Origin of the sequence: Phyllobacterium sp., assembly GCF_037994425.1 — a bacterium.
Taxonomy (GTDB): Bacteria; Pseudomonadota; Alphaproteobacteria; order Rhizobiales; family Rhizobiaceae; genus Phyllobacterium.
Genome location: NZ_JBBNAM010000175.1, coordinates 1 through 12,449 on the forward strand (window position 1 = coordinate 1; position 12,449 = coordinate 12,449).

Annotated in this window: 9 protein-coding genes and 2 pseudogenes; 5 read left to right on the plus strand and 6 right to left on the minus strand. The window is 57.2% G+C overall.

Annotated elements, in window-relative coordinates:
* Nucleotides 1-309: pseudogene (locus tag AAAB35_RS12870) on the minus strand (creatininase); the annotation flags it as partial.
* Between the two features lie 289 nt (nt 310-598).
* On the opposite strand from AAAB35_RS12870, the gene AAAB35_RS12875 reads away from it, so the two are divergent.
* Nucleotides 599-3,889, plus strand: coding sequence for an adenylate/guanylate cyclase domain-containing protein (locus tag AAAB35_RS12875; RefSeq protein WP_340668672.1), 3,291 nt, complete (start codon nt 599-601; stop codon nt 3,887-3,889).
* Nucleotides 3,890-3,906: 17 nt separating this feature from the next.
* Complete coding sequence (locus AAAB35_RS12880) at nt 3,907-4,587, plus strand: peroxiredoxin-like family protein (RefSeq protein WP_340668673.1); 681 nt, start codon at nt 3,907-3,909, stop codon at nt 4,585-4,587.
* Nucleotides 4,588-4,823: 236 nt separating this feature from the next.
* Here the strand turns inward: AAAB35_RS12880 and AAAB35_RS12885 are convergent, their stop codons facing one another.
* Complete coding sequence (locus AAAB35_RS12885; protein ID WP_340668674.1) at nt 4,824-5,450, minus strand: hypothetical protein; 627 nt, start codon at nt 5,448-5,450, stop codon at nt 4,824-4,826.
* A 150-nt stretch (nt 5,451-5,600) separates the two neighbouring features.
* Here AAAB35_RS12885 and AAAB35_RS12890 point away from each other — a divergent pair, with 150 nt between their 5' ends.
* Complete coding sequence (locus AAAB35_RS12890) at nt 5,601-7,127, plus strand: malonyl-CoA synthase (RefSeq protein ID WP_340668675.1); 1,527 nt, start codon at nt 5,601-5,603, stop codon at nt 7,125-7,127.
* A gap of 300 nt (nt 7,128-7,427) precedes the next feature.
* Here AAAB35_RS12890 and AAAB35_RS12895 read toward each other — a convergent pair whose 3' ends face one another.
* Both AAAB35_RS12895 and betI read right to left on the minus strand, forming a co-directional pair.
* A complete protein-coding gene (locus AAAB35_RS12895; RefSeq protein WP_340668676.1) occupies nt 7,428-8,300 on the minus strand; it encodes a hypothetical protein in 873 nt (290 codons plus the stop codon).
* A 192-nt stretch (nt 8,301-8,492) separates the two neighbouring features.
* Nucleotides 8,493-9,098 carry a transcriptional regulator BetI gene (gene betI, locus AAAB35_RS12900; RefSeq protein ID WP_340668677.1) on the minus strand — a complete coding sequence of 202 codons (606 nt, stop codon included), beginning with the start codon at nt 9,096-9,098 and terminating at the stop codon, nt 8,493-8,495.
* A 141-nt stretch (nt 9,099-9,239) separates the two neighbouring features.
* Here betI and choX point away from each other — a divergent pair, with 141 nt between their 5' ends.
* Nucleotides 9,240-10,175, plus strand: a complete 936-nt coding sequence (gene choX / locus AAAB35_RS12905) for a choline ABC transporter substrate-binding protein (protein WP_340668678.1) — start codon at nt 9,240-9,242, stop codon at nt 10,173-10,175.
* Nucleotides 10,172-11,212, plus strand: a complete 1,041-nt coding sequence (locus AAAB35_RS12910) for an alcohol dehydrogenase catalytic domain-containing protein (protein WP_340668679.1) — start codon at nt 10,172-10,174, stop codon at nt 11,210-11,212. Before choX ends, AAAB35_RS12910 begins: the two co-directional genes overlap by 4 nt.
* 266 nt (nt 11,213-11,478) lie before the next feature.
* Here AAAB35_RS12910 and AAAB35_RS12915 read toward each other — a convergent pair whose 3' ends face one another.
* On the minus strand, nt 11,479-12,138 hold the full coding sequence (locus AAAB35_RS12915) for a VIT1/CCC1 transporter family protein (protein WP_340668680.1): 660 nt from the start codon (nt 12,136-12,138) through the stop codon (nt 11,479-11,481).
* A 182-nt stretch (nt 12,139-12,320) separates the two neighbouring features.
* Nucleotides 12,321-12,449, minus strand: a pseudogene (locus AAAB35_RS12920) (porin); the annotation flags it as partial.

Genomic DNA, 12,449 nt, shown 5'->3' on the forward strand with positions numbered 1-12,449 from the left:
GCGCCAGTCAGTGTATGTAATGTTGTCCCCAAAGCTGCGCCTCCAGGGCTGGCCACCATCGATCCCTGCCGAGATGGTGGTCGCGCTATCATGATCGATCACCATCCCGTACTTTCGCCCGAAGTAGCAATAAAGCCAACCCGAATAGTAGTTGATGCAGTGGTAGGAGGTGAAAAGCGAAGCATCGACCTGGTTCTCGGACATCCACTTGCGAATATCCCTTTGCCGACGTCTCATCTCCGCTTCGGAAAACGGTGAAAACGCTTTTCCACCGTTGTGCCACTTTGTTACGTGCAACATATCATCCATTGTCAGCCATGCTCCTCTGGGTTTGGGTGAGCTCAGGCTAATTTCAAAGGCCAAATTTCAAAAATTTATTCAAGTGATGGAGACATAAGCGATCTTAATGCCAGCGGCACCGCATCGTGCTGACTGCTGTTAACGCTAGCTGCGCGGGCCCGCGTTTTCGCTTGCTGTGCCGTGCTATGAGGCCCGGCTATTGTCGCTTGCCAGTTTGCCGACACGGGTTCATGTTCGTCTATCGGGCCGGTCCGCCAAGATATCACGTGGTTCACCGGGCTCTGCGGGGTCGTCATCGATGAACTGCTCCGGTTGCGGTCTTGACGTTCAAAGCGATTTTGCGTTTTGCCCAAAATGCGGCGCGAAGCAACCGAGCTCGTGTCCAGGTTGCGGATACCTGTGCCCACCCGACTTCTCATTTTGTCCCAGATGCGGGATCGCTATTCCTGGAGCAGCAAAAACGGGTGCCCAGCAAATCTTAAGTCCCAGAGCCCCTGACAATGAAGCCCCGCAAGCGCGGGTGTCGCACGGGTCCGCGCCAGCAAGACCGGAGTCCGTGGCAGACCGGCGCACCGTAACGGTCCTGTTTGCTGACCTTTGTGGCTTTACTGCTTTAAGCGAACAACTTGACCCGGAAGTCATGCAAGCGCTCCAGAACGAGCTTTTTGAAGACTTGACGACGGCCGTCCATGGTTTTGGAGGTTTCGTTGACAAATTCATCGGCGATGCGTTGCTTGCATTGTTCGGCGCCCCTGTTGCTCACGAGGACGACCCCGAGCGGGCGCTTCGGGCGGCGCTGGACATGATCAATCGGACGGCACGCATGGCCGATCGCTGGAAAACACGCACCGGTTCGACGCTGGTTCTGCATCTAGGAATTAATACTGGTCCGGTTGTTACCGGCGGGTTTGGCGTAGGCACGAGCAAATCGTATTCCGTTACGGGTGACACCGTAAACAGCGCGCAACGGCTGCAATCAATAGCCAAACCCGGCGAGGTTCTCGTCGGCCCCCTCACCTATCGCCTCACCCGGCACGCGTTTTCCTATGAGTCTCTTGGCGATCATGCATTGCGCGGTAAAGTTGGCAGCTTTCCGGTACACCGATTGATTTGCCCACTTGAAGCGCCTCGCGCCGCACGAGGATTGGAAGCGCTCGGCCTGAGCGCACCGCTGATTGGACGCAATGCGGAGCTTCAACGTATGCTTGGCTGCCTCGAACTGGCATGTTGCGGCACAGCCCAGCTGGTGCGGTTGGTTGGCGAGGCCGGCATTGGAAAATCGCGCCTGACCGAGACGTTTCTCGCCCGCGTCAATGAAGACGCACGCTTTGCCGAACTCGTGGTTCGACGCGCATATTGTTCGTCCCTTGGTGAACCGTCATATGGTGCTCTGGCCGCCGTCCTACGCAGCGCATACGAAATTGACCCGGCCGATTCACCCGAAAAGACGAAGGAACTGCTCGCAGCAGGCCTTTGCGGGCTGGGTCTTTCGTCCGAGGAGGTTTCCCAGTTAACGCCACTTTTGTTCTATGTTCTTGGTCTCGACGACAAAGAGCAAATGCTCCGGCATGTCGAGCCAGAGCAGTTGCGCCGGCAAATTTTCTATGCAGTTCGTACGATATTCGAGCGGCGTCTGGCGCGATCGCCGCTGTTGCTGGTTGTCGAGGACCTTCATTGGGCTGATACAGCCTCTCTGGAAGTGTTGCGCTTTCTGATGGATCGGCTGGAACGCAGCCGCCTCATGCTGCTGACAACCCACCGATCGGCATTCGATACAGACGTACTTGACTCGAGTCGAACCAGCCTGACCGTGCTGCGCCTCGCCCCGTTATCCGACGACGACGGGCGAAAACTGCTCGCAGCCTTTTTTGGCTTCGAGCCAAGCAAATTATCCATCGACCTGACGAACCGGATCCTCGAACGCGCAGGGGGCAATCCCTTGTTCCTCGAGGAGATCGTGCGCGGTCTGGTTGAAACCGGGGCTCTGCAAAGGGATGGCCAGCATTGGCGGATTGCGACAAAGGAGGCAGCCGCCGATATTCCCGTGAACATCGAGGCAATGTTGCTCGCCCGTATGGACAGGTTGCTGCCGGATGTTCGCAGGCTGGCGCAGGAAGCAGCGGTGATCGGACCTCGCTTCGATGCAAGGTTGCTCAGAACAATTTCGACCGACCCGACGCATGTTGACGCCGGCCTTGATCTGCTCTGTGACGCCGAAATCATAGAGGAGATCCCGCGGACGGAAACGACGGCATCGCATGACTATCGTTTCATGCAGACTCTGCTGCACGGTGTGATTTATCAGAATCTTTTGCTGCAAAGGCGCGTCGAAATGCATGGCCAGATCGGTGATGCTCTGGAGCGCCTTTATGGAAATGAGCCCGAACATCTCGAAGATTTGGCACTGCTCGGCCACCATTTCAGCCAAACGCCTGCCAGAGCAAAAGGCGCACTTTACCTGATGGCGGCCGGCGACCGGGCACGCAAGATCTACGCCAACGACGATGCTCTTCGCCTTTACGGCCTGGCGCTGGGGGCTCTGTCGAATGCTGACCAGGGACAGGATTTTCTGCTGTTGTGCGAACGAATTGCTGATCTTTGTGGTCCAGCCGGCCAGCGGGAAACCGCCAAAGCATATTACATGCAAGCCTTGAAGGCTTACCGTGGTACGGGCGATCCTGCCGCTACGGCAAGGATACTTCGAAAGCTCGGCCGTCTGCTTTGGGATATGGGTAAGCGCGACGAGGCGGAAGCGCGTTATGCCGAGGCGACGACACTGCTTGAAGGAATGGACCCGCTAATCGAGCATGCACATCTCGCGCAGGAACGTGGTCACCTTGCGTTTCGCGTCGGTGACCAGGACAGTGCTGTACGGTGGGCCGATGAGGCATTGCATTGCGCACAAATTCTCGCGTCTGGCAGCGATGCGGAAACCAGGCTCGAAGCCGCGCGGGTTACTGCCGAAGCGCTCAACACAAAAGCGGTGGCGCTGGCACGCCTTGGACGGAGCCAGGATGCGGTCCGCGATGTGGAGCGGAGCGTCAAGGTTGCCGAAGACGCAGGCTTGCTCAACGTCGCCTGTCGTGGATACACAAATCTTGGTGTGCTCTATACCATTGCCAACCCACAGCTGGCGATTCAGGTTTGCAGGCGGGGCCTGAAGGTTGCACACCGCATCGGCGATCTCGGTTTCCAGGCGCGTCTTCTTGCCAATCTCGCGGTGGCCTACTGTACGTTCACCGATCGGTGCGCAAGCGAAGGCGTGCCCGCCGCTGAAAAGGCCATCGAGATTGACCGGGCGCTGGATCAGCGCGACCATCTACCGGTACCGCTGATCGTGCTTGGACAAATTCATCAGTGTCACGGTCAGCCGGAACTGGCCCGCGATTGCTATAGGGAGGCGCTGGCGGTCGCCGGCGAAACCCGTGAACCACAACTCCTGTTTCCATGCTATGATGGTTTGGCCACGCTTAGTCTCGACCTTGATGATATGGCCGAGGCGGAACGATACTTTACCCTGGCGCAAGACGTCTGCACCAGGCATGGTCTCGATCCGGAGGCGCTCATTGTATTACCGTTTCTAGACTAGCCAAGCGGAGGACACACATGGCTGAGCCTCGCACTGAAAGGCCGTTACAGCCGGGCGACCGTGCACCGAATGTCGTTCTTGATGCAATCACGCGCGAGGGCAAAGTCGCCATTGACGACTTTCGCGGCCGCAAGCCGGTCTTGGTCGGCTTGTTCCGCGGTCTGCATTGCGCGTTCTGCCGGCGCCAGATCGCAGCCATGTCACAACTTGAAGGGGCTTTACGGGAAAAAGGCATTGACAGTCTGACGGTCGTGAATACGCCGATCGAGCGCGCCCGGCTTTATTTCCGCTACCACCCTTTGCCGAACCTGTTGGCCGCTTCCGATCCCGACCGGGTATCGCACCGGGCATTTGGGCTGCCCAACCTTGAATTTACCGACGCCGAAACCAGCTGGCCGTACAAACTCAATAAGGATGCAGTGATGTCAATGCGGATCGAGCTGCCCGGAGAGCTGCCGGAACCGATGGATCCGAGAGCAGCAACGACATATCTCGCGCAAGCGGACGGCTACGAGTTTACCGACACCGACAAACAGATGATCGCGAGTGGCGAGGGACAGCTTGCCGGTCAGTTCCTTTTGGACCGGGAAGGTGTGGTGCGGTGGTCATTTACCGAAGTTCCCGAAGGCGGCCGCTACATGTTCGGAATCCCGGCGCCACAGGAACTGATGTCGGCCGCAACGCAGGTCGCAATGTGAGGAGCTGTCCCAAGGGAGGCAGCCACCTGGTCATCCGCGTCGATAGAAACCCTACAACCGCTGTCAACGCAAAGATCAACGCTGAGCTTAAGCTTGCGCGCTTCGCAGAGGTCTTGTTCCCGGGCGCGGCGTTCCCTTGCCCATACGTTCGCGCTCTTTACGACGCGGCACATGCGAGCACGACAACCCAGCGCCCGGATGAAGCTATGATCAACGGTCGGTCGGTCGGCAACCGGTCAGTTCGCGGCGAAACAGTAAAAGAGGCCATCGCCGCCCGTTCCCTTGAAAGCCTCCACCGTGCATCCACCGCGCGTGGAGTGCGAGGCATTCCAGGACTTCGCCTCGGCCGAATCGTTCAGGCCCGTTCGATCGCTATGGCCGACAATCGCTGCGCCTTCCGCGCCGCCCATCGTCCAGTTTCCGCACGTTTCCGGTGCAGCGGTGCCATCGGTTTTTGATCCGGTCAGCATGTCGTGGCGGTTCGGCGAGTCGCCTCGACCATTGATGACTTCCCCTTTTTCGTTGAGGGCCGTCTGTTTCGTCAGATTGTTCTTGTCGCTATGCAGCGACGCGACGTCATCGGCGATCTTTTCGCCCTTGGCATTGTACCAGGGACCTTTGCCGATACGGTCTCTTGCGTTGACGGAATCCGTGGAAAGGTAGGCCCTCCAGGTCTTGCCACTTGAACCGGTAGCGGCGGCGAGTTTGCTGCAATAGGCATCTGCGCCGTCAAGTCCGCCGAGATCACCGCCTTTCCCCGGATTGACGCTGGTTACGAAGAAACTCATGCTATTGTCCTGCGCATGTGCCCACGCAACGCCGCCGATCAAGGCTGCAACAGCAAATGCAAGCTTGTTGTTCATGGTGTCCTCCCACATCCAGATGAATACGCACCGGAGCCTATTGACGACCGCAAAGGGAGTAAAATCGAAACCTCGTGATGAGCGATGGCGAACATTCCACACAAGCAACAGACCGGTATCATACGATGCCAGCGGCAAGAAAGTGAACTCATGAGCAATCATCTATTTGATGCCATCCGTCATTCAATCGCTTGCGACGACGCGATTTTCATTGAAACCGCCGACGGTCAACGCTGGACCTACGGCGCCATGGTTGAATGGTCCGGCCGAATCGCCGGAGCAATCGATGCACTTGGTGTCAGGTCCGGGGACCGCGTTGCGGCCCAGGTGGAGAAGAGTGCGCATGCTCTGATGCTCTATCTTGCCTGCGTGCGATGCGGAGCTATCTATCTTCCCCTGAACACCGCATATACGTTGGCCGAGCTTGACTACTTCATTGCCGACGCGGAACCGCGCCTTATCGTGGCCGACCCGAAAGGCGTTGATGGCCTCAAGGCGATGGCATCCAAATATGGTGCGCTTGTCGAAACACTGGATGAGCACGGTGGCGGATCGCTCGTCGAATTGGCAAAGGATCAATCAGGGGATTTTGTTGATGCGTCCAGATCAGCGGATGATCTTGCCGCCATCCTTTATACCTCCGGCACAACCGGCCGGTCGAAAGGGGCGATGCTGACACACGAGAACCTGCTGTCGAATGCTTTGACCCTAAGGGATAGCTGGCGCTTTACGGCAAACGACAGGTTGATCCATGCCCTGCCCATCTTTCATACGCATGGCCTTTTTGTTGCAACGAATGTCATCCTGGTATCCGGCGCATCGATGCTTCTTTTGCCGAAGTTTGATCCGGCCGAAGTGCTGGGGCTGATGGAGCATGCAACGACAATGATGGGTGTTCCAACCTTTTATGTCCGTTTGCTCCAGCACGCAGGGCTTACCCCCGACGTCGTGGCCAGGATGAGGCTGTTTATTTCCGGTTCGGCACCGCTTTTGGCCGATACCCACCGCGCGTTTCAGCAACGCACCGGCCACGCCATCCTTGAGCGTTATGGCATGACAGAAACAAATATGAATACATCCAACCCTTATGACGGTGACCGGATCGCAGGTACTGTTGGTTTACCGCTTCAAGGTGTTTCGGTACGGGTTACCGATCTCAAGACGGGTGATATCCTCGGTGGCGACGAGACCGGCATGATCGAAGTGAAGGGGCCGAACGTCTTCAAGGGCTACTGGCGTATGCCTGAAAAAACGCAAGCAGAGTTCCGCGACGACGGTTTCTTTGTCACAGGTGATCTCGGCAAAATTGACCCGCAAGGCTACGTTCACATTGTCGGGCGCGAAAAGGATCTCGTGATCTCCGGCGGCTATAACATCTATCCAAAAGAGGTCGAGAGCGAGATTGATCAGATCGCGGGCGTCGTTGAATGTGCGGTCATCGGCGTTTCCCATTCTGATCTTGGCGAAGCCGTCACCGCGGTCGTCGTCAAACAGCCGGATTCCGGGCTTGATGAGCGGGATATTCTGGGTACGCTTTGCCACCGCCTTGCACGTTACAAGCTGCCAAAGCGCATCATTTTTGTTGACGAGTTGGCGCGGAACACCATGGGCAAGGTTCAGAAAAATGTGTTGCGCGAAGAATACCGCGATCTCTACACCGTTCGCGCTAATCTGTGACTGAAAAATTCCGGTATGTCCGCGAACCAGCTTATGCTCACTGCAAACTTCTTTGATGCCGGGGTTTCATTGGCATTATCTTTAACGTCGTGCGCAACTGCCGGCACGGCCGGCCGTTGTTCCAACGTTCTGCAACGGTGCCGCCATTGTGGGGTTGTGGCCGCGATTGCAAGGCTGGCCGCAAGCTTTATCAGGTGCGTGGTTTGCCCGCCATTGCCATGACCGAAAGGCGAACGACTGGCATGCGAACGACGTGCGCTTGACAAGTAAGCAGCCGGTGCTTCGAAACGCGCGATCGGTTCATTTGATTGCCGTCACCTTCGCACCGTGTGAGCGGAGTTTGGCGACAATACTATAGGAACCGCTCAGCAACCCGATCGGCAGCATGACAAAGGCATTGGTGCCGGCTGGCAGGCTTGCAATCTGCTCGACGTAAAGCGCGCGCAGGTGGCCCATATCGATGAAATCGGTAGGTGTAAGTACGCCCTTGGCGGTGATTTCCTCGCCAAGGCTGGCGATCCGCGCGCTCTTTCGAGCCTTGTAGAGTTCGTCGAAATAAGCCCCGATCGGCCCGATCCGGTGGCGCAAGTCTAGAAGATAGGCGATTGAGGCAGGGCCCACGGAATTGACCGTCGCAAGGGTCAGTGGCTTTTGCATAGCTAGCACTTCGCTGTCGGAAGCGAGCGTCTTGACTTTACGGCCGATCGAGACGGCGTAATTCGCAAGCTCGAGGCCGACGCTCGGCGCGTCCGGACCGATGACACGCTGTCCCTCACCAACAAGAAGCAGGCCCGCCTCGAAACCGCAAAGCCTTTCGATTGCGTTCCTTGCTGGCGAGGTTGCAAGAATGGTCTTGAGTTCGTCCTGTTGTGGCGGCGCCAGGCCAGGAAAGACGGGTTTGAGGTCGCTGTTCTTGAATCGGGTGGGCGATAGCGTAAGGCTCGGGTTCATATCGACCAGGACCATTTTGGACTGATCTATCAGCCGTTTTCCCTCAGCCGTGATGTCCGGGAAGACGTCGGCGGGGACGCGGACGTAACCGAACAACACAAGCTCCTGCGAAGGGAACCTGACACGCCAAACGACGGCGTTTTCCTCGCTTGCCGCTCGTGATATTCCCGGTAGCGAGATCACGGCGGCAATCACCGCAAACTGTCGGCGGGTGATACGCATGGCGGCAACCTCACTGATCCTTGTCATTTTAGGCGTGCATGGCGGAAAAATCCGCAACGCATTAATGGCGTGAAAGAGCGTTTGTTCCTTCTCTAGCAAAGGTCCTGATGAGGTGACGTGCTGCTTGCGCAGAAAATTCTCCGCCTCACGGTTCTGCGTGAGAATGCAGCGCTGCTTAAAACGCGATGGGCATCATTCGATGCGCTTCATCTCGGCGACTTTCTCCGATCCAAGGGCGTATTCGAGTTGAGACTTGATCAGATGGATTGCCTCCTCGCTTGAAGTTCTCGAATGTGCCGCAGCGCGATGCAGCCATGACCCATCAATCAGGATGGCCAACGTCGCCACAAACTGCCGCATTTGTCTATCATCCATGATCTGGTCGACACAGCTACTGATGTTAGACGCAAGACGGCGATGGAAAAGCCGTTGCAATCGCTCGAGCTGAGGGTCGCGCGCGCTGGCGACATAGAATGATAGCCAGGCATTGGCGATATTTTGTTCGAACAGGGTGGCTGGAAAATTGCCTTCGATGATCGCCATGAGCCGATCCCAGCGATTTGAGGCGCGTTTCATGCGCGCAACAACCTCGTCCATAATGGCGCGATTGGCGTGCCGCACCATCCAGAACAAAACTTCGTCCTTGTTCTTGAAATAGTACGACAGGATGCCGGGCGACATGCCAGCCTCCTTGCAGATCCTTGCAGTCGTCAGACCATCAATTCCAAACTGCAGGAACGCACGATATGCGCCCTCAATGAGTTCCTGCCGCCTTATGTCTTCGATTGAACGTTTCATGGGTAAAGATCACGGCCCGCCTTGCTTCGCCACTATAGCGTTCAAAAAATTGTATGCTCGAACAATTTTTTGAATTGACAAAAAAATCGAGAATGCAAGCTCCGGCCCATGCCTCACATTAAGGAAGTAAAGGGGAATGGCATGAGAAGACGACTATTGGCTGCACTGTTTGTTGGTCTGCCGCTTGCAGGAATGAAAACTGCCCTTGCGGATGATGCCAGCTGCACGAGGATCAAGGCGGCCGACCTTGGCTGGACGGATATCGCTTTGACGACAGCAGTCGCCACCACAGTTCTCAAGGCCATGAACTACGAGATGAAGAGCAGCCTGCTTGGCCTCAGCGTCACCTATGCGAGCTTGAAGGATGGCCAGGTCGATGTGTTTCTGGGCAACTGGCGTCCTGCGCAAAACATAGAATTCAAGCAATTTTTCGACAAGAAGTGGGTGGATGTGCTCACGACCAATCTTTCCGGCGCCAAATATACGCTTGCGGTCCCTGACTACGTTGCTGCGGCAGGCGTCAAGTCATTCGAGGATTTAGCGCGGTTTGCAGACAAATTTGGCAACAAGATCTATGGCATCGAACCGGGGACCAACCAGCCCCTGATCGACATGGTTGCCGAAGGTAGTCACGGTCTTGGCGGGTGGACGGTCGTCGAATCCAGCGAACAAGCGATGCTGGCGCAGGTCAAACGGGCGGTGGATCGCAAGGATTGGATCGTCTTTCTCGGCTGGCAGCCGCATCCGATGAACCTCAATCTGAAGATGGAATATCTGTCGGGAGGCGACCAGGAATTCGGTCCGAGCTATGGCGGCTCGACTGTCTGGACACTGACGCGCCCGGGCTATTCCACCACCTGCCCCAATGTCGCGAGGTTCTTCACAAACCTGGTATTTTCCGTTGACCAGGAAAACGAGGGCATGAAAGCGATGCTGGACGAAGGCGCGACCGGCGAAGAAGCGGCGACGGCCATGATCCGCAAATATCCGCAAAACCTCGACAAATGGCTGGACGGTGTGACGATGCTCGACGGATCACCAGCATTGGCCAAGGTCAAGGAAGAACTCCTGAAATGAGCCCGTTCAATGGCCTTCGAATGCGTGCAGCTGTTTGCGGCACTACCTCCGGTGGTTCGTTTGCAATGCGCTGCGTACCCGTCCCGCAACCTGCGCAGGGCGAAATCCTGGTCAAACTGGAAGCGTGCGGGGTATGTCACACGGACCTGCACGTATGGAACGGATCAGTGCTGCCGGGTAGCGGCAAGGCTGCGACACAAATCCTTGGGCACGAAGGCGTGGGCCGGGTTGTGGCGACTGGAGCGGGGGCGGAAGGTTTCGTGACGGGAGACCGCGTCGGCGTGCCCTGGCTGCACGATACCTGTGGCATCTGCGACGAATGCCTTGCGGGCCAGGAGTCATTTTGTCAGTTGCAGCGCGCACATGGTTTCGACGTTGACGGCGGTTTTGCCGAATACGTCATCGTTGATGCGCGCTATGGTGTTCCCCTCCCCGACGGACCGGCCGCAGCTTCGCTCGCTCCGCTTATGTGCGCAGGTGTCACGGCCTATTCAGCCGTTCGCCGCGCGAAACTGAAGCCTGGCATGCGCTGCGCCATATTCGGTTGTGGGGGGCTTGGCCTCTACGCCATTCAGATTGCGGTGCGCTCGGGTGCCTTTGTCATTGCCCTCGATATCTCGGAAGAAAAGCTCAGGCTTGCAGAATCGATGGGCGCGCAGGCGACCTTGATCGCGGATGACCTGGCGATCGGGAAGTTGAAAGGCCTCGGCGGGATGCATGCATGCATAAACTTTGCCCCTACCGCCGCCACCTGGCCCCTGATGATAGAAACCATCCGGCCCCGCGGCAGGATTGTCGCAACGGCTATGGTATCGACGCCCGTTCCTATCAATCAGGAGTGGCTTACAGGCACGGGCGTTGTCATCACTGGAACAAGCGTTGGTACACGCTTTGAGATGCGCGAGTTGCTGCGCATGCACGCCGACCTTCCCTTCACCATGGAAACGCATGAAATTCCGCTTGATGGCATCGAAAATGCACTCCACGCGCTTGCTGAAGGAGGGGTCGAGGGGCGCTTCGTCATTCGCTATGATTGAAAAATCTTGACGAGGACAATAACAACCGGCGCGCCTGACGATTATCCGTGCCCTGACCGACTGAGCTGACCCTCGCCGTTTACGAACGGGCCTTTATTATTGTAAACGTTTTCAACAGGTCATGGTACTCGGGACAGTCATGGTATTGCCAGGCACCTCGCAAGCATACAAACAAGGATAGTGCATCGCTGGCATAGATGACCCCGCCTCAGCGGCTCGGCACCTCATTCCATAGCCTGTGCCGTAGAGCTCAAACGCCCGGCCACTTATCCACCGAGGGCGATCGTCACCATGACCAGCACGCCGCCGATGCCGGCCATCGCAAAGGCTATCGGCCATGGTCTGCGGCCCATGTAGCGGCCCAGTTGAGCCCCGATCAAAAACAGCATTACGAGAGCGACGGCATTTGATACGCGCATGGCGGTATGGACGGTATCGATGAAAAAGAAGGGAAGGCTCGGAGGCAGTGTCGAGGCGACAACAAGCAGGAATATCGCAAGTGCCGCGCGAAGGTCGCGCCGATTTACCAAACGGCTGTGCACGGGCGGCGGAAGTGCCCTCAAGCGCTCGAAGAGAATGCCGGCCTCGGCTTCGCTGATTACCTTGCGAAGGTTCTCCGGTATGTTGTCGTCAAAAATCCGTCGCGCCTCCGCTGGCGCAGCGCTGTGCACGGCGTTGAGCAGACTGTCATGTCTGGCTCGCTCCGCCGCACCAGTCACCATGTACATAATCCCGTCAACAATTCCCCAAGCAAGGTTGCACCCGAGTGCCGCGACAAGCACCGCACCCACCTTGTCGCCGCCGGCTACAGCCGCACTCATCGTACCCGTAAATGACAGCGCCATAAGCAATCCGAATATGATCTCGGACAGCCGGTCGACGACATCCAGTACAGGCCTCGAGCGTTCACCGCCCTCTGCCTGCATTGCCGATCGCCTGCCATCCATGGACAAATTCGTCGACCTTAATTCATCACTTCAGCAATGATGCGAACATATCCCATAGCCTTTGGGCCGCTGCAACGTGCGGACGGGCATGAGATTTGCGATGGTCACCTGTCACAGCGCGACGGTTAAGCGAGGATTGTCTTGTTCAACTCGCGCCCGGCTCAGAAGTTGCGCTGGAAGCGAATGATGCCGCCGAGTGCGTCATCCTCGCCGAAGTCGCTCTCCGCCACTTCCTTCCGGTCGCCGCCAAACTTGGTGTAGTCGATTTCCGGCCTGATGAAGAAGCCCGG

Excerpts from the sequence above, each read along its gene's own strand:
- AAAB35_RS12875 (WP_340668672.1), top strand. The coding sequence starts at position 599 with ATGAACTGCTCCGGTTGCGGTCTTGACGTTCAAAGCGATTTTGCGTTT.
- AAAB35_RS12880 (WP_340668673.1), top strand. The coding sequence starts at position 3,907 with ATGGCTGAGCCTCGCACTGAAAGGCCGTTACAGCCGGGCGACCGTGCA.
- AAAB35_RS12885 (WP_340668674.1), bottom strand. The coding sequence starts at position 5,450 with ATGAACAACAAGCTTGCATTTGCTGTTGCAGCCTTGATCGGCGGCGTT.
- AAAB35_RS12890 (WP_340668675.1), top strand. The coding sequence starts at position 5,601 with ATGAGCAATCATCTATTTGATGCCATCCGTCATTCAATCGCTTGCGAC.
- AAAB35_RS12895 (WP_340668676.1), bottom strand. The coding sequence starts at position 8,300 with ATGCGTATCACCCGCCGACAGTTTGCGGTGATTGCCGCCGTGATCTCG.
- betI (WP_340668677.1), bottom strand. The coding sequence starts at position 9,098 with ATGAAACGTTCAATCGAAGACATAAGGCGGCAGGAACTCATTGAGGGC.
- choX (WP_340668678.1), top strand. The coding sequence starts at position 9,240 with ATGAGAAGACGACTATTGGCTGCACTGTTTGTTGGTCTGCCGCTTGCA.
- AAAB35_RS12910 (WP_340668679.1), top strand. The coding sequence starts at position 10,172 with ATGAGCCCGTTCAATGGCCTTCGAATGCGTGCAGCTGTTTGCGGCACT.
- AAAB35_RS12915 (WP_340668680.1), bottom strand. The coding sequence starts at position 12,138 with ATGCAGGCAGAGGGCGGTGAACGCTCGAGGCCTGTACTGGATGTCGTC.